Origin of the sequence: Micromonospora sp. WMMD1128 (assembly GCF_027497235.1) — a bacterium.
In the GTDB taxonomy this organism is placed as follows: domain Bacteria; phylum Actinomycetota; class Actinomycetes; order Mycobacteriales; family Micromonosporaceae; genus Micromonospora.
In genome coordinates, this window is sequence record NZ_CP114902.1 from 3,211,986 (window position 1) to 3,232,005 (window position 20,020).

Sequence of the window (20,020 nt, forward strand, 5' to 3'; positions counted from 1 at the left end):
AGGCGTTAGATGGGGCCCCTTCTATACCGCAGGCGTTAAGAAGGGGCCCCGCCTTACCTCAGTTGCGGGTGATGGTGAACGTGCTGGTGGTGTTGCGGATGTCCTGGGCGTTGTCGCTCAGGCGCAGGTTGGTGAAGGTCGCGGAGCCGACCGCCGGCCCCTGGCCCGCCTCGGGCATCTCGTTGACCCAGATGCCGATGCCGGACTTCGCGTCGAAGGCGTCACCGCTGCGCCGCGCCCCGGAGATCGAGACGTTCGTCAGCACCGTGTCGGTGATCGGGTTCTCCGGCTGGCTGCCGGTGTACTTGGTCTGGAACATGATCCCCGAGTACGTCGGGTCGACGATGTCGACGTCGGTCACCCGGATGCCGCGGAACTCCTTGGACGCGGAGAACAGCCACATCGCCGGGAACGTCTGCGCGCCCCAGAAGTGCCCGCCGGACCGGATCAGCGAGATGTTCTCGAACCGGGTGGGCGGGTTGGCGCCGAACCCGACGAACGGGTAGCCGAAGTCCAGCGAGCTGATGGTGATGCCCGAGTACGTCAACTGGTCGGCGATGTAGAGGTTGCGGAAGATGTTGTCGTAGCCGCCGTACACGGCGATGCCCGCCGCCCGCCAGGTGAGCGTGGCGGTCAGGTTCTCGAACACGTTGCCGTGGTTGCCGCCCGAGCCGCCCTGGTCGGTGGCGGAGAACAACGCGAACGCGTCGTCGCCGTTGGAGCGGCCCTCCGAGTTGGTGACCAGGGCGTTGGTGCTGCCGTTGGTCATGTTCACCGCGTCGGCGAAGGTGTTGCGGAACCGGCTGTCCCGGATGGTCAGCCCGTCCACGCTCACCCCCCAGTACGCGCAGACGGTGTGCTCGACCCAGACGCTGTCGAGCGTCAGGTCGTCCACGTCCTTCAGCTCGCCCCACACCTTGCCCGGACCGTCGATCCGGTTGGTGTAGTTGCCGAAGAACGCCAGGTGGGCGAAGGTCGAACCGCTGGCCGAGGACTCCACCCGGAACCCGGCGTCGGTGTTCTGCTGGTTGGTGGGCGTCTGGAAGCGGGTGTACCACATGCCCGCGCCGACGACCTTCACCGCCTTGCCGTACACCTGGAGTTTCTGCGCGGTCTCGTAGGTGCCGGCGGGCAGGTAGACGCCGACGAACGTGCCCGTGGTGTCCATCCGCACCGCGTCGAGCGCGTTCTGCACGTCGGCGTGGCTGAACCCGGTCGGCACCTTGTAGCGGGTCGGGTCCGGGTTCGCCCGGGGCGACACCAGCTCGGTGTTGACGAAGTCGATCGCGTACGTGGTGCTGTTCGCCGGGTCCTTCTGGAGCCGGATCCGGCTGCCCGCCGGGACGGTGGAGTTCAGCAGCACGTTCGCCTCGTCGTAGAGGTGCCGGGGCGCGCCCGCGCTCGGTGAGTCGCTCGGCGCGGCCTCCGCGCCGTAGAGCCAGATGTGCTTCGAGGTGAGGCTGATCGGCTTGTGCAGCACCCCGTTGACGTAGACGTTGAGCGTCGAGTCGATCCCGCCGCCACCCGGGGCGTCCGGGATGGAGAAGCGGGTGACCAGGGCGTTCGCGGCCGACTTGGTGGTCCACTCGACGTACGCGCCGGTGGTGTTGAGGGTGACCGCCCGCCGGCCGGACGCCTCGCCGGCCAGGTCGCCGATGATGCGGTTCGGTCCGATCACCTGCGCGCCGCCGCCGACCGAGCCGTCCTCGGCCTCGTACATGTCGTAGCCCAGGTTCGCCCCGCGACCGACGAACAGCGCCCGGTCACTCGTGTTGTTCTGCCGTTTCACCGGCAGCTCGTTGGCGTCGTCGGCGAGCACCACCCGCACGGTGTGGCGGCCGTTGGCGGCGGTCCAGGTGCCGAGCGACACCGGGCCGGCGGTGGCCCCGGCGGCGATCGTGCCGGAGTACGAGCCGGTGAGCGTGCGGACCACGGAACCCGAGTCGTTGAGCACGGTGAGCGTGATGCCGTGCGCGCCGCCCGCCGAGGCGATCGTGCCCTGGTTGCGCAGCGTCACCGCGAAACTGACCGTCGCGCCGGCCGCCGGCGTGCCCGGCGACCAGGTCACCGCGGAGGCCACCAGGTCGGAGCTGTCCACCGGGCGGACCGTCAAGGCGCTCGGGCTGGTGTAGGAGTTGTTCGCCTCGTTCTGCTCGATCACCGCGTTCGACTCGTCGACCTTGGCGGTGAGCGGGTAGCTGCCGGCGTCACGCGCGCCGATGTTCGCCGAGACGGTGCTCGACGCGCCGGCCGCGAGCGCGCCGACCGAGGCGGTGCCGACCTTCGTCGTACCCAGGTAGAGGTTGACGCTCGTGGCGGCGGACGCGGCGGTGCCGGCGTTGCGCACGGTGGCGGACAGGGTGATCGCGTCGGTCTCGACCGGCGCGGACGGCGCGGCCGTGAGCGCGGTGACGGTGAGGTCCGGGTTGGGCGCCGGCACGCCGATCACCTGGAGTTCCGCGACCTGGCCGTTGGAGGAGCCGGAGTTCGCGGTGAACTGCAACCGCACGTCCGCGGCGGTCGCCGAGACGGGGACGGTCACGGTGTTGCCGGTGTTCGGGTTGAAGGAGTACGTCGCGGAGCTGACCAGGCTGGTGAACCCGGACGCGGACTGGTCCCGGCCGAGCACCTGGAACGTCTGGGTGCGCGCGCCCCACGCCGGGTCCGGGTTGAGCTTCACCACCACGGCGCTGATGCTGGCGTTGGCGCCGAGCGCCACGGTGAGCGTGCTCGGGTACGCGCCGGGCGCGCCCTCCCAGTAGGTGGCGACGTCGTCGTCGACCGCGTTCGCGGCGTTGAACACGTGCACCACGGACGAGGCGGTGGCCGGCTTGCCGACGGCCAGGTTGGTGCCGCCGGTGCCGCTGCCGGTACGGGTGACGGTGTTGCTGTTCGCCGACACGTTGCCGGCCGCGTCGCGGGCCCGCACCTGGTAGGAGACGGTGGCGCTGGCCGGCTGGGTGTCGGTGTACGTCAGCGTGGAGCCGCCCACCGTGGCACGCAGCGCGCCGTTGGCCCACACCTCGTAGCCGGTGACCCCGACGTTGTCGGTGGACGCGGTCCAGGTCAGTTTGATCTGCCCGCTCGCCGGCTGGGTGTAGGCCAGGTTGCCGGGCGCGGTCGGCGCGGTGGTGTCGCCGGTGTTGCCGGTGCGGGTCACCGTGTTGCTGTTCGCGGACACGTTCCCGGCCGCGTCCCGGGCCCGGACGTGGTACGACACGGTGCTGCCGGCGGGCTGGGTGTCGGTGTACGTGAGCGTGGTGCCGCCGACGCTGGTGCGCAGCACGCCGTTGGCGTAGATGTCGTAGCCGGTGACGCCGACGTTGTCGGTGGACGCGGTCCAGGTCAGCCGGACCTGGCCGGTGGTGGGCTCGGTGAACGCCAGGTTGCCGGGCGCGCCCGGCGCCTGGGTGTCGCCGGTCGCCGGGCCGTAGATCTCCAGCTCGGCGAGCTGCCCGGCGGGCCACGCGCTGTTCGCGGTGAACAGCAGCCGCAGGTAGCGGGTGGACGCGGTGGGCACGGTGACGGTCACCGTGTTGCCCCCGGCCGGGTCGAACCCGTACGACGCGGACGCGACGAGCGTGCCGAACGTCGAGCCGTTGGTGCTGCCCTGCACGGTGAGCGTCTGGTGGCGCGCGCCCCAGCCGGTCGGTAGCCGCAGCACCAGCCGGTTGACGCTGGTGGCGGCGCCCAGGTCGGCCTGGATCCACTGCGGGAAGGCGTTGTTCGGGCTCTCCCAGTAGGTGGCCGCGTTGCCGTCGTTGGCGTTGCCGGCCCCGTACACGTCGGAGTGGCCGCTCTCGGTCATCGTCCGGCCGAGCGCCAGGTTCGTCGACGAACTGGCCGTGCCGTAGACCTCCAGCTCGGCGAGCTGCGCGGCGGCCCAGCCGGTGTTCGCGGTGATCACGACGCGCAGGTAGCGGGCGTTGGTGGCGGTGAAGCCGAGCGTCACCGTGTTGCCGGCGGCGGGGCTGAACGAGCGGGCGGCGGAGGCGACGACCGTGGTGAAGCCGCTGCCGTCGGCGCTGGCCTGCACGGACAGCGTCTGGTTGCGGGCCTCCCAGGCGGCCGGGAGTTTGAGCACCACCTGGTCGACGGCGCGGCTGGCGCCGAGGTCGACCTGCGCCCACTGCGGCAGCGCGCCGCTGCTCTCCCAGTAGCTGCCCTGGTCGCCGTCGGTCAGGTTGCCGGCGGCGTAGGGGCCGTTGACGCTGCTGGCGCTCGCGGGGCGGCCGGCGGCGAGGTTCGGGCCGCCGGCCGCGTGGGCCGGTGTGGCGGGCGCCGCGGTGACGGCCAGGCCGACCGCGGCGAGCACCGCGACCATTCTGGTACGGAATCTGGACATGGTGGACGGACACCTTCTTCCCGGGGGAGGTGGAGAGGCGTTGACGGGGGTGGGAAATGTGGTGGTGCGGCGGGGACCCGGGTGGGTCCCCGCCGCGCCGGTCAGGAGGCGTAGACCTCGAACTCGGAGAGCTGGCCGGCCGGCCAGCCGGTGTTGCCGGTGAAGGTCAGCCGCACGAAGCGGCGGTCACCGGAGGGCAGCGCGATCGACACGCTGTTGCCGCCCGCCGGGTCGAACGTGTAGCCGGCCGCCGCCTTGAGCGTGGCGAACGACGAGCCGTCGGTGGAGCCGAGCACGGTCACCGTCTGGGTGCGGGTCTGCCACGCCGCCGACGGTGGCAGCTTGAGCACCACCCGGGCCACCGGCCGGGCGCTGCCCAGGTCGACGGTCACCGACTGCGGGAAGGCGTTGTTGGCGCTCTCCCAGTAGGTGGTGGCGTTGCCGTCGACGGTGTTGCCGGCGCCGTACACGTCGGCGTGGCTGGTCTCCGCGACCGGGCGGCCGGCGGCCAGGTTCCCGGTCGGCGGCGCGGTGGTCGGCGGCGGGGTGGTGGTGGGCGGCGGGGTGGTCGTGCCGCCGCCGTACACCTCCAGCTCGGAGAGCTGGGCCGCCGGCCAGCCGGTGTTGCCGGTGACGGTGACCCGGACGTACCGGCGGGCGCCGGACGGCAGCGCGATCGACACGCTGTTGCCGGCCGCCGGGTCGAACACCCGGCCCGCCGACGCGGCGAGTGTGGTGAACGTGGAGCCGTCGGTGGAGCCGAGCACGGACAGCGTCTCGGTGCGGCGTTCCCAGCCGGCCGGGAGCTTCAGCACCACCCGGTCGACCGTGCGCGACGCGCCGAGGTCGACGGTCAGCGACTGCGGGAACGCGCTGTTGGCGCTCTCCCAGTAGCTGGCCGCGTTGCCGTCGACCGCGTTGCCCGCGGCGTACACCTGGTTGACGCTCGTGGCGGTCGCCGGGCGTCCCTGGGCGAGGTTGCCGCCGGCCGGCGGCGGGGTGGTCGGCGGCGCGGTGGTCGGCGGGGCCGTGGTCGGCGGGGCCGTGGTCGGCGGGGCCGTGGTCGGCGGCACGGTGGTCGGGGGCACGCTCGTCGGCGGCGGGCTCGACGGGCCGTTGCCCCACTGCGGCTGCGGCCACGGACCGCAGTACGGGGTGGCCGTGTACCAGCCGGAGTTGCCGCTGCCCTGGGTGATCTGGAAGCCGCTGCCCACGCAGTTGTGCATCGGGTTGGCCTGGGCGATGTTCGTGGCCCGCACGTTCGTGAAGCTGACCTGGCTGGGCGCCTGCACCTGGAGCGCGTACGTGCCCGCGCCGTCGATCCGGACGTTGGTGAAGCTGATCCCGCTGGTCTGTCCCTCGATCCAGTGCAGCGCCGCGTAGGAGCTGTCCAGGATGTCGGTGTCGGTGACGTTGATCGCCGCGCCCTGGATCGGCTCGTTGAGCGCCGAGAACCAGATCGCGCCCACCCCGAAGTTCCAGTTGTAGTCGGAGTTGCCGTTGCGGATCAGCGTGTTGCGGGCGACCGTGATGGTGCCGGCCACCGCCGTCGATCCGGTCACCCCGGGATAGCGGTTCGCCACGTGGATGCCGCCGCCGTTGGTCACCGAGTCGGCGGTCACGTTGTCCGCGATGGTGATGTTGCGCCCGCCGTACGTGACCAGGTGGTTCGCCAGGATCGTCACGCCGACCGTGTTGTGGGTGAACGAGTTGCCCACGTTCGGCACGCTCTGCGCCCACATGGCCAGGCCGTCGTCGCCGGTGTTGCGGACGAACGTGTTGGTGACCGTGGAGTTGGTGACCCCCCAGTGGAAGTTCACCCCGTCCGCGGTCTGGTCGAGGATCCGGCTGTTGCGGATGGTGAAGTTGTCCATCGGCCCGTCCATCCACGCGCCGACCTTGGTGTGCTGCAACCACAGGTTGTCCACCACCGAGTCGGTCATCGCGCCGCCGATCGCGTTCACCTGGTCCTCGTCCACCCGTTCGCGGATGTCGCCGATGATGGCGAAGTCCCGCAGCGTCACGTTGCGGCTCGGCCCGCCGGCCTCGTGCGAGCGGATCTCACCGGAGTAGCCGCCGCCCGGCACGTACTTGCCGTAGATGCCGGCGGCCCGCTTGCGGTCGGTGGGGTGCCGGCCGCCGAGCACCGAATACCACGGCCCGGCGCCGCGCAGCGTCACGCCGTCGACCACCACGTGGTCCCAGAGCGTGAACGTGCCGGCCGGGATCCACACCGTCTTCCCCTGCGCCTTCCCGGCGTCCACCGCGGCCTGGAACTTCGCGGTCGAGTCGGTGCCGCCGGTCGGGTCCGCGCCGAAGTCGGTGACCACGTCGAGCGCGCCGGACGGCTTGGCGATCGGCGACCCGACCAGCTCGAAGTCGGCCAGGTCGATGGTGAACGTGGGCGACTGCGCGGTCGACGACACCTGGAGCCGGATCTTCGTGCCGGCCGGATAGGTGGTGCCGAACATCGTCCGCGTCTCGTCGTAGAAGTGGTGCGGGTTGGTGTCGCCCGGGTTGTTGTTGAACGGGTACCCGCCGTAGAACCAGCCGTACCGGGAGGTCACCGGGACGGCCTTGACCAGCGTGCCGTTCGCGCGCAGGTCGATGCTGGCGTCGCGGCCGGTGCCGGCGGCGTTGTCCGGCAGGCTGTAGCGGAAGGTGACCGCGTTCGCCGGGGCGGCGAGCGTGAACTCGACGTACTCCCCGACCGCGTCGAGGGTGACCGCCTCCCGGCCGGACGCCTCCGACGGCAGCGTGCCGTAGCGGCGGTCCGGGCCGATCCTCGTGCCGTTGTGGGCGGCCTGCTCCGCCTCCTGCTCCCGGAACGGCACGGTGGCGCCGCGGCCGGAGATGTCGAACGGGGACAGCCCGGCGGCCTGCGCCGGGGTCGCGGTGGAGGTCAACGCCACGACGGTGAGTGTCGAGGCGGCGAGCGCGGCGGCGGCCAGGGCCGCCAGCCCGGTCCTGCGGTGGCGGTGCGTGGTGCGGTACTCGGCCATGCGGGGTGTGCTCCCTTTCATCGGTGGCCAGGTCCCCCGTGTGCGGCGGTGCGCTGCTCCTTTCTCCCCGGGCGCGGCGCGCCGGCGGCGGGACGGTGCCGCCGGCACGCCGCCGTCAGGCCGATCGGGTACGCAACCAGACGGCGGTGTCCGCTGGTAGCCGGTCGTCGTCGAGTGGTCCGCTCGCCAGCAGCAGCCGGTCGTACGCGGGCAGCGGCACGGCCTCGTCGCCGAGGTTGACCACGCAGGTGAGGCCGGGTTCGCGGGCGAACGCCAAGACCCGGTCGGGTGCGGGCAGCCAGGTCAACGCGCCGTCCCCGAGCGACGGTGAGGCCCGGCGCAGCGCCAGCGCCGCCCGGTACAGCTCCAGCATCGAGTGCGGGTCGCCGGCCTGGGCGCGGACCGTGCGGTCCTTCCAGTCCGCCGGCTGCGGCAGCCAGGGGGCGACTGTCGCGCCGTCCGGGCTGAACCCGAACGGCGGCGTGTCGCCCTGCCAGGGCAGCGGCACCCGGCACCCGTCGCGGCCCGGGTCGACCCGCCCGGAGCGTTCCCACATCGGGTCCTGCCGCAGCTCGTACGGGATGTCCTCGACCTCCCAGAGCCCCAGCTCCTCGCCCTGGTAGACGTAGGCGGCACCGGGCAGCGCCAGGGAGAGCAGCGCGGCGGCCCGGGCCCGGCGGGTGCCCAGTTCCAGGTCGGTGGGGATGCCCTCGCGCTTGGCCGCGAAGCTGAACGTGGTGTCGGCCCGGCCGTAGCGGGTGACGTGCCGGGTGACGTCGTGGTTCGACAGCACCCAGGTGGCCGGCGCGCCGACCGGCGCGTGCGCGGCGAGCGTGCCGTCGATGCTCTCCCGCAGCGCGACGGCGTCCCAGGCGCAGCCGAGGAAGTCGAAGTTGAACGCGGTGTGCAACTCGTCCGGGCGCAGGTAGTTGGCGAACCGCTGCCGGTCCGGCAGCCACACCTCGCCGACCAGCGCCCGCTGGCCCGGGTAGCTGTCGGCGATCCGCCGCCAGGCGCGGTAGACGTCGTGCACGCCGTCCAGGTCGCGGAACGGGTGCGGCCGGTCCGGGTGGACCTCGGGCAGCGTGCCGTCCTTGACCAGCAGGCCGGCCGAGTCGATCCGGATGCCGTCCACCCCGCGGTCGAACCAGAACCGCAGGATGTCCTCGAACTCGGCGCGGACCCGGGGGTGGTCCCAGTTGAAGTCCGGTTGCTGCGGGGCGAACAGGTGCAGGTACCAGTCGCCGGGGGTGCCGTCCGGGTCGGTGGTGCGGGTCCAGGTGGGGCCGCCGAACTCGCCGGTCCAGTCGGTGGGCGGGAGGTCGCCACCGGGGCCGCGCCCGGCGCGGAACCAGAACAGCTCCCGTTCCGGCGCGTCCGGGCCGCCGGCAAGCGCGGCCCGGAACCACGGGTGCGCGTCCGAGCAGTGGTTGGGCACCACGTCGACGATGGTCCGGATGCCGAGCGCGTGCGCCTCGGTGATCAGCGCCTCCACCTCGCCGAGGGTGCCGAAGACCGGGTCGATGTCGCGGTAGTCGGACACGTCGTAGCCGGCGTCGGCCATCGGCGAGGGATACCAGGGGCTGTACCAGATCGCGTCGACGCCGAGCGCCGCGAGGTGGTCCAGGCGGGACCGGATGCCGGCGACGTCGCCGATCCCGTCGCCGTTGCCGTCGGCGAAGCTACGCGGGTAGACCTGGTAGATCACCGCTGAGCGCCACCACGGGCTGCTGTCGACCATGGACACGGTCACCTGCTTTCTGCGGATCGGTTCTGCTGCGACGGGACTCGCGGCGGGCTGCGGGCGGCGGCGCCCGGTCAGCCCTTGAGGCCGCCGGTGGTCAGGCCGGACATGATGTTCCGTTGGAAGATCAGGAACAGCACGACGGTGGGGATCGCGGCGATCACCGAGGCGGCGATCACCACGTTCATCGGGGTGCCGCCGGCGAAGGCGTAGATGCCGACGCTCACCGTGCGCGTCTCCGGCGACGGCATGACCAGCTTCGGCCAGAGGAAGTCCTTCCAGACCGCCGTCACCGCGAAGATCGCGACCACGCCGAGGATCGGGCGGGACATCGGCAGCACGATCGACCAGAGCGTGCGCAGCGGCGACGCGCCGTCCATCACCGCGGCCGACATCAGGTCCTCCGGGATCGAGTCGAAGAACCGCTTCAGCAGGAAAATGTTGAACGCGTTGGCCACCAGCGGCAACCAGATCGCGAACGGCGAGTCGAGCAGGTTGACGTGCACGATCGGCAGGTCGATCACGGTCACGTACTGCGGCACGATCAGCACCATCGCCGGGATCATCAGCGTCGCCAGCATCATGCCGAGGATCAGCCCGCCGAGCACCGGGCGCAGCTTCGACAGCGCGTACGCCGCCGCGGTGTCGAACACCAACTGGAACAGCACCGCGCCGGTGGCGTAGTAGAACGTGTTGAACAGCAGCTTCGCCAGGTCGAGGTTGGTCCAGGCGTCCACGTAGTTCTGCGGCTGCGGGTCGCGCGGAAACAGCGACGGTGGGGTCTGCGCGATCTCCTGGCCGCTCTTGAGCGCCCCGGTGACCATCCAGTAGAGCGGGCCGAGGAAGACGAGCGTGAAGACCGCCACGACGACGGCGAGCACGGCCCAGTAGAGGATCCGGCCGCGACCGCGCCGCAGTTGGGCCGGGGAAATCAGGGTACGGGTGGTGAGGTCGGCTGCCATGTCCTAGTCCTGCCTCGCGGTCAGTCGCACGTAGACGGCGGAGAACCCGGCCAGCACCACCAGCATGATCACGCCGAGCGCGGCGGCGCCGTTGAGGTCGTTCTGGAAGAACCCGTGCTGATAGATCAGGTACGCCACCGAGGTCGCCGAGTCCTGCGTGCCGGCGCCGTTGGCGAGGATCAGCGGCTCGATGAAGAGCTGCATGGTGGCGACGATCTGGAGCATCGCCAGCAGCGCCAGGATCAGCCGGGTCTGCGGGATCGTCACGTGCACGATCCGCCGCCACACGCCGGCGCCGTCGATCTCGGCCGCCTCGTACAGCTCGCCGGGAATGTTCTGCAACGCCGCCAGGTAGATCAGCACCGCGCCGCCCATGTTCATCCAGGTCGACGCCAGCACCATCGCCGGCATCGTCATGGTCGGCGACTGCATCCACTCCGACGTGGGCAGGCCGAGCGCGGTGAGGACGGCGTTGAACAGCCCCGCCTCGCTCGGGTCGTACGCGTAGAACTTGAACAGGAACAGCGCGGACGCCGGCGGCAGCATCACCGGCAGGTAGACGAGCACCCGCAGGTAGCCCTTGGCGTGGCGCAGCTCGTTGAGCAGGATCGCCACGAAGAACGGCACCGCGTAGCCGAGCACGAGCGCCAGGACGGTGAAGACGAACGTGTTCTTCCAGGCGGTCCAGAAGCTCGGATCGGCCACGATCCGGGCGTAGTTGTCCCAGCCCACCCAGGTGGTCTCGCCGCGTCGGGTGCGCTGGAAGCTCATCACCACGCCGCGGACCATCGGATACCAGGAGAAGACGGCGAAGCACGCGACCGCGCCGATGAGGAACGTGTGCCCGGTGAGGTTGTCGCGTACCTTCCGACCGAGGCCGGCGCGGCGCGCGGCGGAACGCCGCGGCGGCGGGGCGGAACGGCTCGACCGGCGGGTGACACCCGGGGCGGTGGTGAGCGCCAAGGCAACTCCTGCGGTGCTCGGGGTGTGGGGGCCGGGCGCGCCGGCCCCCACACCTGTCGGTTCAGCTCTCGGCGGCCAGCAACTGGTTGACCTTGTCCTCGGCGGTCTTGAGCAGCGCGTCGACGTTCGCGTTCGGGTTCGTCAGCACCCCGGACATCGCGCCGTCGAGCACCGCGTAGATGGCCTGGGCGTTGCGCGGCTCCCCCTTGATCGGCACCGGGTTCGCCTCGAAGACGGCGAAGTTGGTGGTGTCGACGTTGGCGTTGGCCTTGCGCAGGTCGAGTTCCTGCTTCTGCGCGTCGCTACCGTTGGTGAACAGCAGCGGCTGGGGCAGGCCCACCGGGTAGTTCTGCGGCTTGGCCCGCGCGTAGTCGAACTGGCCCTTGCCCGGGGTGAGCTTCTGGTAGGCGATCCACTTCAGACCGGCCTTGACCTGCTCCGGGCTCAGGCCCTTCTTGAAGAAGTAGCCCTCGCCGCCGCCGAGCGTCGCCTTCGCCGGCCCGTCCTGGCCGGGCAGCGGGCCCATCGCCCAGTCCTGGTACTTGCCCTGGAACTGGCTGACGATCGCCTGGGTGGCGTCCGGCGCGCCGATGAACATGCCGACCTTGCCCGCGCCGGCGTTCGTGAGCAGGTCGCCCCACTGGAGCAACTGCCGGCTGCCCATGCTGTTGTCGCCGTACCGCATGTCCTTGAGGTTCTGCAGGACCTGCTTGCCGGCGGCGTTGTTGAAGTCGGCCTTCTTGCCGTCGGCGGTCAGCACCTGGCCGCCCTGCGAGTAGAGCAGCGAGGTGAAGTGCCAGCCGCCGGTGTTGCCGGCGCTGTACTCGGAGTAGCCGGCGACGCCGCCGCCGAGCGCGGAGATCTTCTTGGCCGCGGCACGCACCTCGGGCCACGTCTTCGGCGGGTTGTTCACGTCGAGCCCGGCGCGCTGGAACAGCGCCTTGTTGTAGATCAGGCCCATCGAGTAGTTCTTCACCGGTACGCCGTAGAGCTTGCCGGAGTCGGTGAAGACCTCCTTGAGCGCCGGGTCGACGCTGTCCCAGGTGGGAATCGTGTCCTTGGTGGCGTACTCGGTGATGTCCATGGCCTGGCCGGAGTCCAGCACCTGCTGAAGGTCGGTCATGTAGCCGTAGAACACGTCGGTGACGGTGCCGCCGGCGAGGCGGGCGGTGAAGTCCGGCGGGTTGTTGCACTGCTCGCCGACGCTGACGCTCTTCACCACGATCGTCGGGTTCTGCCGCTGGAACTCGGCGACGTCGTCGTTCCAGTTCTGGAGTAGCTCCTTCTGCGCGCCGACCGGCTGGCAGTCGACCGTGATGGTGACCTTGCCGCCGGCGTCGCCGGAGTCGTCGCTCTTCGTGGAGCAGGCCGCGAGGCTGAGCCCGAGGCCGGCCGCGAGCGCCGCCGCCGCGACCTTCCGGTACTGCGGTACGGACATGCTGTCCATCCCTTCGGGAACTGATGTATCGGTGACTTCCACTGAGGTGCGGGACCGCTGTGAGTGAAGTCAATGTAGCGACGTCGACTCTTTACAGCAAGGTGTCGACTGGATGACGAAAGAACACGACTTCGCAACGGCTGGTCTCGACCGAGGCGCTTCCCGGCACGCGAACGGCCGCCGACCGCGGGTGCGGTCGACGGCCGTTCGGATGGTGTCGTGCGGGCTGGGCAGGAGCGGAAGGGGATGCCGGGGTGACGAAGGGGTCAGGCTCGGGGTGCGGGGGCGGTGGAGCCGCGTACCACCAGCTCGGGCTCGAAGAGCAGCTCGTCGTGCAGCACGCCGGCCCCCTCGATCTGGGTGACGAGCAGGTCCACCGCGGCCTGGCCCATCGTCTCGATCGGCTGCCGCACCGTGGTCAGCGGCGGGTCGGTGCAGGTCATGAACGCCGAGTCGTCGAAGCCCACCACCGACACGTCGGCCGGCACCGCGCGACCGAGCCGGCGTGCCGCCCGGATGCTGCCGAGCGCCAGCACGTCGCTGGCGCAGACGATGCCCGTCACGCCGCGTTCGATCAGCTTGGTCGCCGCGACCCGGGCCCCCTCCATGGAGAAGCTGGAACGCTCGACGTAACTGGGGTCCTCGCCCCACCCGTCTATCCGGACCATGGCGTCCAGCTTGCGCCGGGAGGGCACATGGTCCTCCGGGCCGAGCACCATGCCGATCATCTCGTGCCCGAGCGACCGCAGGTGCCCGTACGCCTGCTCGACCGCGACCGCGTCGTCGGTGGACACCCGGGGGAAGCTCAGGTCCTCGACGCCGGCGTTCACCAGCACCACGGGCAGGCCCCGGTCGATCAGGCGCCGGTAGTGCTCGTGCGAGGCGTCGGCGAGCGCGTACGAGCCACCGGCGAAGATGACGCCGCTGACCTGGTGGTCCAGCAGCATCTCCACGTAGCCGGACTCGGGCACGCCGCCGATGGTGCGGGCGCAGAGCGCCGGGGTGAAGCCGCGTTGGGCGAGGGAGCCGGTGACCACCTCGGCCAGCGCCGGGAAGATCGGGTTCTGCAACTCCGGCAGGACCAGGCCGACCAGCCGCGCGCGTTCTCCGCGCAGCTTGGTCGGGCGCTCGTAGCCGAGCACGTCGAGCGCGGTCAGCACGGCCGTCCTGGTCGCCTCGGACACGCCGCCCCGGCCGTTGAGCACCCGGCTCACGGTCGCCTCGCTGACGCCCGCCTTGCGAGCCACCTCCGTCAGTCGTTTCGTCACGGCGTCAATCCTACGTCGGATTCTTGCAAGAAATGAACAGCAGTCCTGCCGCGTTTCGCCCCAGACTCGGCGAAAGATCCGAGCATCTAGATGCTTGAAATGCGACAGAACTAAGGAATAACATGGCCGCCACCGTCCCTCCCCTGAGAAAGTGGGTGCTCCGATGCAGCGGAGCGTTCCCGGCCCGGCGGGCCGTCCGTCCGTGCCCAAGATTCTCGCCGCCGCGGCCACCGCGATCGCCCTGGTCGTACCGTCCGGGGCCGCCGGCGCGTCGCCCGTCCCGGGCGGCCCACCGACCGCGACGACCCGCGCCGCCCTCGACCCGGCGCTTGTCGCCGGACGCGGCGCCACCGTCGACCACGTCGAACAGGAGGCCGAGCACGCCCGGACCACCGGCACGGTCATCGGCCCGGACCGGTCCGCGTACACGCTCGCCGGCGAGGCGTCCGGCCGCCGCGCCGTGCGCCTGCTTCCCGGCCAGTACGTCGAGTTCACGTTGCCCCGGGCCACCAACGCGCTGACCGTGCGCTACAGCATCCCGGACGCGCCGGGCGGGGGTGGGATCACCGCGCCGCTGCGGGTCGCCGTCGGGCGGACACCCGCGCGCACCATGACGCTCACCTCGCAGTACGCCTGGCTCTACAACCAGTACCCGTTCACCAACGACCCGGACGCCGACCTGCTGCACCCCGACTGGTGGATCACCGAGTGCGCCTGCGTGCCGGCGGCCACCACCCCCACGCCTGTCATCACCAAGCCGTTCCGACCGCACCACTTCTACGACGAGCAGCGGCTGCTGCTCGGCCGTACCCATCGGGCCGGCGAGGTGGTCCGGCTGACCGCGCCCACCGGCACGGCCGCCGCCTGGACCGTGATCGACCTGCTCGACGCGCACCTGGTCGCCCCGCCCCGGGTGCTCCCCCGCGCGGTGAACGTGCTGACCTTCGGCGCCGACCCGACCGGCCGGCGGGAGTCCGCCGGGGCGTTCGACCGGGCCGTCGCGTACGCCCGCCGGGTGCACCGACCGCTGTACCTGCCGCCGGGCACCTACCAGGTCAACCGGCACGTCGTGGTGGACGACGTGACCATCACCGGCGCCGGCAGCTGGTACACGGTGGTGAAGGGACGCGAGGTCGCCCTCGACACCCCGGCGCCCGACGGCTCCCGGCACACCGGCGTCGGCTTCTACGGCCGCGACGCCGCCGACGGTGGCAGTCGGAACGTGCACCTCTCCGGCTTCGCGATCGAGGGTGACGTCCGTGAGCGGATCGACACCGACCAGGTCAACGGCGTGGGCGGGGCGCTCAACCACAGCACCGTCGACGGGCTCTACCTGCACCACACCAAGGTCGGCATGTGGTTCGACGGGCCGATGACCGGCCTGCGGGTCACGAACACCGTCATCGCCGACCAGATTGCCGACGGGGTCAACTTCCACACCGGCGTCACGCACTCGTCGGTCACCAACTCGGTGGTCCGCAACAGCGGCGACGACGCGCTGGCCATGTGGTCGGAGGGGACGGCGAACGCCGCGAACACGTTCGCGTACAACACCGTGCAGTCGCCGGTGCTGGCAAACGGCATCGCGCTCTACGGCGGCGCCGACCTGACCGTCGCGCACAACCTGATCGCCGATCCGGTACGCGAGGGCAGCGCCATCCACGTCGGCTCCCGCTTCGGCGCGGAACCGTTCACCGGCCGGGTGCGGATCACCGGAAACACCACGGTACGGGCCGGCACCTACGACCTGAACTGGAACATCGGCCTGGGCGCGATCTGGTTCTACGCGCTGGACCGCAGCATCGACGCCGACATCCGGGTCACCGGCGACACCTATCTGGACAGCACCTACAACGCGATCATGCTGGTCAGCGACTGGCCGGTGAAGGACAGCGTACGGATCGACAACGTGGCGTTCCGCGACATCCGGGTCGACGGCACGGGCACCTCGGTGGTGAGCGCCCGGACCGCCGGCGGGGCGCGCTTCGCCGACGTCGACGCGCGCCACGTGGGCGCGGTCGGGGTGAACAACTGCGGCTCGTTCCACTTCACCCCGGCCGGGTCGGAGTTCGCCCTGACCGATCTCGGTGGGAACGACGGCGGTTGGCTCGCGCCGTGGCTGCTGCCGAACACCATCACCTGCGACGACCGCCCGGCAGTGGTGCCGCCCCCACCGCCGGCAACCTGGTGACCCGAACACGGTCCGGGGCGGCGGCCGGGTGACCGGGCGCGGCCCGAGGTGCGGGCGGGTGACCGGGCGCGGCCCGAGGTGCGGGCGGGTGACCGGGCGCGGCCCGAGGTGCGGGCGGGTGACCGGGCGCGGCCCGAGGTGCGGGCGGCATGATCAACACCATCTCGGCGATGTGGCGGTATCAACGGCCGGCTGATGCCGCCACATCGGCGAACTGGCGGGGTGCCAGGCACCCGCCAGGCAGGTGGTGGAACGATGCGACCGCCACTGGCGCCGTTGCCGGTGGCGGTCGGTCGTGGTGCGGTCAGAAGTGTTAAGAAGGGGCCCCGCCTATACCAAAGGCGTTAAGAGGGGCCCCCTCCTTACCTCTCAGGCCTCGGTGAGCTGGCCGCGCAGCTTGGTCAGGGCGCGGGCGAGCAGGCGGGACACGTGCATCTGGGAGACACCGACGCGGGCGGCGATCTCGCTCTGCGTCAGGTTGCCGTAGAAGCGGAGCGTGAGGATCTTCTGCTCCCGCTCGTCGAGCGTGGCCAGCGCCGGGCCGAGCGAGGCGCGCAGCTCGGCCAGCTCGTACTCGTTGTCCTCGATGCCGAGGGTGTCGCCCAGCTCGGTGGCGCTCTCGCCGTCACCGATCGGGGTCGAGAGCGAGACCGCATTGTAGGCGCGGGCGCCCTCCAGGCCCTCCAGCACCTCTTCCTCGGTGATGTCGAGGTGGGTGGCGATGTCGGCGACGGTCGGCGCCCGGTTGAGGGTCTGGGTCAGCGAGCTGTTCGCCTCGGAGATGCGCAGCCGCAACTCCTGGAGGCGACGCGGCACCCGGATGTTCCAGGTGCGGTCGCGGAAGTGCCGCTTGATCTCGCCGAGGATGGTGGGGATCGCGAAGCCGGCGAAGTCGACCCCACGGGAGGCGTCGAACCGGTCCACCGCCTTGATCAGGCCGAGCGCCGCCGTCTGCGCGAGGTCACCGGCCGGCTCGCCGCGACCGCTGTAGCGGGCGGCCAGGTGGTTGGCCAGCGGCAGCCACGCCTCGATGACCTGGTTACGCAGGGCGGCCCGGCGCGGGTGACCGGCCGGCAGCTCGGCCAGCGCCGCGATCAGTTCGCTGGCGCGGCTCTCCTCACCGGTCTGCGGCGCGCGGTGCACCTCGGTGACGGACGGTGCCATGGTCATCGTGGTCATGCTGCCCTTCCTGTCCTAGAAGAACGGGTGGTCTCCCACACTGGTCGTGCCAGCCACACTAGACCAAAGGTCACCGTCAAATCAACCGAACGGACGATGGATATTTAGTACCATTCCCGACATAAGGCTAGCGATGCAGGAGTGGGCGGTAGTCGGCGGCGGTGAGCGGCAGGGACGAGACGCTGCCGTCGGCGCGCGGCACCTCCAACGGTTGACCGTCCCGACGGAACGCGACGCTGTCCACGTCCGGCCGCTGGGTGAGGCTGCACACGATCTGCCCGAACGCGAGCACCTCGTCGCTGCGGCCGGTCTCCTCGCCGGCCTGGCGCACCTCGACCGTGGCGACGGCGCCGGTCAGGGTGGCCCCCGCCACCGTCACCGTGCCCGGCAACGCGGTGGCCAGCCCGGTCCGGCGTTCCGCGGAATTCGGCCCGGCCAGCAGGTGCTGGAGGTGGGCGTCCACCCCCGGCAGTCCGTCCGCCCGGCGGTTGACCACCACCAGCCCGTCGTCACGCACGAAGCAGAACGGCTCGTCGCTCCGCCCGGCCGGGGCGGTGGTCGTGGTGCCCGACGGCGTCGGGAACCGGCCCGAGGGCTCGCGTACCACCCGGGGCTCGTCGTCGACCGGCACGCCGCAGCCGGCGAGCAGCACGACCGCGAGCACCGTCGGGATCATCCGACGGCTCCGGGCAACCGGAGCCCCGCCCCGCCGACCGGTCCACGAACCACCCACGGCCGTCCGACCCGGACCCCACCACCCGATCATCGGACCGCCCCCGGCAACTCGACCCGGAACCGGGCGCCGCGGGCCCGGTCGAGCACGGCGGCCGTCCCGCCGTGCGCCGCGGCGTGCTGGGCCACCAGCGCGAGCCCGAGGCCGGTGCCGTCGGTGCCGGCCCGGGCGTGGGCGGCGCGACCCCGGACGAACCGGTCGAAGATCACTTCCCGGTCCGCCGGCGGCACACCCGGCCCGTCGTCGTCGACCTCCAGCACGCCCACCCCGTCCTCCGCGTCGAGGCGGACGGCGACCGGACCTCCGCCGTAGCGCTCGGCGTTCTCCAACAGGTTCAGCAGCACCTGCGCGAACCGGCGGCGGTCGACCCACCACTGGTCCGGGACGCCGTCGGCCACCGTGACCAGGCTTTCCGGCAACGACCGCTCCCGGCAGGCGGCCCGCGCCAACTCGGCCACGTCCACGGTCTGCCGGTGCGCGGGCTGCTCGGTGCGGGCGAGTTGGATCAGGTCGTCGACCAGCCGCTGGAACCGGGCCACCTCGTCGGCGACCAGGCCGGCCGCGGTGGCGGTGCGCTCGTCCTGGTGCTCCTTGCGGCGGGTCAGCACGCTTGCCGCCGCGGCGAGGGTCTGCAGCGGTGAGCGCAGCTCGTGGCTCACGTCGGCGGCGAAGCGCCGGTCCCGGTCGATCCGCTGCACCAACTTGTCGACCATCGCGTTGAACGAGGTGGACAGGCGGGTGAGGTCCGGATCGGTGGTCGGGTCGAGCCGGGTGGCGAAGTCGCCGGCCGCGATCCGCTCGGCGGCGTCGGCGACGGCGGTGAGCGGCCGGAGGCTGTTGCGGGTGGCGTACCAGCCGAGTGCCGCGCCCGCTCCGGCGATCATGATGGCCACCGCGGTCAGCGCCAGTCCGACCACCTGGAACGTGTCCTCCACCTCCCGCAGCGAGGTCAGCTCGTAGTAGCCCAGCTCGCCCTGGAGCGGCACGCCGACGAGCAGCGTCGGCTGGCCGTCCAGGCGGATCCGCTGCACGGCGGGCCGCCCCTCGGCGACCACGCGCTGCAACTCCACCGGCACCGAGCCGGCCCCCACGTCGGCGGTGCGGGCGTACCAGCCGGTGCGCAGGTGCAGCAGCGGACGACGGGCGCTGCCGGTGTCGAGCGAACGCAGCACCGCCACCACGTCCGGGGTGCCGGTGTCCAGGCCGGAACGCACCACCGCCGCGTCGTAGTACGCCGCCCGGACCGCGGCGCGCTCGCGCTCGTCGAGCAGCGAGCGCCGGGTCAGGTCGTACGAGAAGAGGGCCATCAGCGCGGCCAGCAGCAGGGCGCCGACGGCGAACGCCGCGGTGACTCTGGCACGCAGTCCGGGTCGGCTCATCGCTGCAGCTTGTAGCCGAGGCCCCGGAGCGTGACCAGGTGGCGGGGGTTGGCCGGATCCGGCTCGATCTTCTGCCGCAGGCGGCCGACGTGCACGTCCACCAGCCGCTCGTCGCCCGTCTCGTAGCCCCAGACGCGGCTGAGCAACTGTTGGCGGGAGAGCACCCGGCCGGCGTGCTCGGCCAGCTCGCAGAGCAGCCGGAACTCGGTCCGGGTCACCGGCACCGGCCGGCCGGAGCGGCGGACCTCGCCCGCCTCCGGGCTGATCTCCAGGTCGCCGAAGAACTGGGCCGGCGCCGGTCCGGCCACGGTCCGGGCCCGCCGGCGCAGGGCGCGCAGCCGGGCCGACAGTTCCTTGATCGCGACCGGCTTGACCACGTAGTCGTCGGCGCCGGCCTCCAGCGCGGCGACGATGTCGTGGGTGTCGTCGCGGGCGCTGATCACGACGACCGGGACGTCGTCGTCGCGACGCAACTGGCGGATGCAGTCGAAACCGTCGATTCCGGGCAGCATCAGGTCGACAAGCACGTAGTCGGCCGGGCTCTCCCGCTGGCGGCGCAACCCCTCCTCCGCGGTGGCCGCCCCGGCGGCGGTGTAGCCCTCCTCCTCCAGGGCGAGCTGCAACGCGAGTCGGATACGGTCGTCGTCCTCGATCACCAGTACGGCCGTCATATGGGCATCATGACCGGCCGACCACGGGTCTCCCAATCGCGCCGGCCGTTCACGACTTTTGTCACCGAACCGTCATCCAACCGTCCGGTGACCTCCAAGATCGCTGACCAGAGTGGGAAGAACACGGAACCCCGTCACGGAAGCG

General features: G+C 71.5%; 12 protein-coding genes. 1 reads left to right on the plus strand and 11 read right to left on the minus strand.

The window, feature by feature from the left end; genetic code table 11:
• Nucleotides 1–58 precede the first annotated feature (58 nt).
• The 7 genes from O7602_RS14725 to O7602_RS14755 form a co-directional block, all read right to left on the minus strand.
• Nucleotides 59–4,345: a discoidin domain-containing protein gene (locus O7602_RS14725; protein WP_281589714.1), complete on the minus strand. Its 4,287-nt coding sequence runs from the start codon at nt 4,343–4,345 to the stop codon at nt 59–61.
• A 101-nt stretch (nt 4,346–4,446) separates the two neighbouring features.
• Nucleotides 4,447–7,347, minus strand: a complete 2,901-nt coding sequence (locus O7602_RS14730) for a discoidin domain-containing protein (RefSeq protein WP_281589715.1) — start codon at nt 7,345–7,347, stop codon at nt 4,447–4,449.
• Nucleotides 7,348–7,462: 115 nt separating this feature from the next.
• Entirely contained in the window at nt 7,463–9,088 is a 1,626-nt protein-coding gene (locus tag O7602_RS14735) for a glycoside hydrolase family 13 protein (RefSeq protein ID WP_281590310.1), read from the minus strand.
• A 77-nt stretch (nt 9,089–9,165) separates the two neighbouring features.
• A complete protein-coding gene (locus O7602_RS14740; RefSeq protein WP_281589717.1) occupies nt 9,166–10,053 on the minus strand; it encodes a carbohydrate ABC transporter permease in 888 nt (295 codons plus the stop codon).
• A gap of 3 nt (nt 10,054–10,056) precedes the next feature.
• Nucleotides 10,057–11,016, minus strand: coding sequence for a sugar ABC transporter permease (locus O7602_RS14745; protein WP_281589719.1), 960 nt, complete (start codon nt 11,014–11,016; stop codon nt 10,057–10,059).
• Between the two features lie 61 nt (nt 11,017–11,077).
• The gene (locus O7602_RS14750; RefSeq protein ID WP_281589721.1) at nt 11,078–12,454 is read right to left on the minus strand and encodes an extracellular solute-binding protein; all 1,377 of its coding nucleotides are present in this window, start codon (nt 12,452–12,454) and stop codon (nt 11,078–11,080) included.
• Nucleotides 12,455–12,720: 266 nt separating this feature from the next.
• Nucleotides 12,721–13,722, minus strand: coding sequence for a LacI family DNA-binding transcriptional regulator (locus tag O7602_RS14755; protein WP_281589723.1), 1,002 nt, complete (start codon nt 13,720–13,722; stop codon nt 12,721–12,723).
• 163 nt (nt 13,723–13,885) lie between these two features.
• Here O7602_RS14755 and O7602_RS14760 point away from each other — a divergent pair, with 163 nt between their 5' ends.
• On the plus strand, nt 13,886–15,913 hold the full coding sequence (locus tag O7602_RS14760) for a glycosyl hydrolase family 28-related protein (RefSeq protein WP_281589725.1): 2,028 nt from the start codon (nt 13,886–13,888) through the stop codon (nt 15,911–15,913).
• 369 nt (nt 15,914–16,282) lie between these two features.
• On the opposite strand, the gene O7602_RS14765 is transcribed toward O7602_RS14760, so the two are convergent.
• The 4 genes from O7602_RS14765 to O7602_RS14780 all read right to left on the minus strand — a co-directional run bounded on the left by O7602_RS14765 (nt 16,283) and on the right by O7602_RS14780 (nt 19,875).
• Nucleotides 16,283–17,092, minus strand: a complete 810-nt coding sequence (locus O7602_RS14765) for a SigB/SigF/SigG family RNA polymerase sigma factor (protein WP_281589727.1) — start codon at nt 17,090–17,092, stop codon at nt 16,283–16,285.
• Between the two features lie 127 nt (nt 17,093–17,219).
• Nucleotides 17,220–17,768, minus strand: a complete 549-nt coding sequence (locus tag O7602_RS14770) for a GerMN domain-containing protein (protein ID WP_281589729.1) — start codon at nt 17,766–17,768, stop codon at nt 17,220–17,222.
• Nucleotides 17,769–17,854: 86 nt separating this feature from the next.
• Nucleotides 17,855–19,204, minus strand: coding sequence for a HAMP domain-containing sensor histidine kinase (locus O7602_RS14775; protein ID WP_281589731.1), 1,350 nt, complete (start codon nt 19,202–19,204; stop codon nt 17,855–17,857).
• A complete protein-coding gene (locus tag O7602_RS14780) occupies nt 19,201–19,875 on the minus strand; it encodes a response regulator transcription factor (RefSeq protein WP_281589733.1) in 675 nt (224 codons plus the stop codon). The genes O7602_RS14775 and O7602_RS14780 overlap by 4 nt, the downstream gene beginning before the upstream one ends.
• Between the last annotated feature and the right edge of the window lie 145 nt (nt 19,876–20,020).

Coding starts and splice junctions, on each gene's coding strand:
- O7602_RS14775 (WP_281589731.1), bottom strand. CDS start 19,204: ATGAGCCGACCCGGACTGCGTGCCAGAGTCACCGCGGCGTTCGCCGTC.
- O7602_RS14740 (WP_281589717.1), bottom strand. CDS start 10,053: ATGGCAGCCGACCTCACCACCCGTACCCTGATTTCCCCGGCCCAACTG.
- O7602_RS14770 (WP_281589729.1), bottom strand. CDS start 17,768: ATGATCCCGACGGTGCTCGCGGTCGTGCTGCTCGCCGGCTGCGGCGTG.
- O7602_RS14780 (WP_281589733.1), bottom strand. CDS start 19,875: ATGACGGCCGTACTGGTGATCGAGGACGACGACCGTATCCGACTCGCG.
- O7602_RS14765 (WP_281589727.1), bottom strand. CDS start 17,092: ATGACCACGATGACCATGGCACCGTCCGTCACCGAGGTGCACCGCGCG.
- O7602_RS14760 (WP_281589725.1), top strand. CDS start 13,886: ATGCAGCGGAGCGTTCCCGGCCCGGCGGGCCGTCCGTCCGTGCCCAAG.
- O7602_RS14735 (WP_281590310.1), bottom strand. CDS start 9,088: ATGGTCGACAGCAGCCCGTGGTGGCGCTCAGCGGTGATCTACCAGGTC.
- O7602_RS14730 (WP_281589715.1), bottom strand. CDS start 7,347: ATGGCCGAGTACCGCACCACGCACCGCCACCGCAGGACCGGGCTGGCG.
- O7602_RS14725 (WP_281589714.1), bottom strand. CDS start 4,345: ATGTCCAGATTCCGTACCAGAATGGTCGCGGTGCTCGCCGCGGTCGGC.
- O7602_RS14750 (WP_281589721.1), bottom strand. CDS start 12,454: ATGTCCGTACCGCAGTACCGGAAGGTCGCGGCGGCGGCGCTCGCGGCC.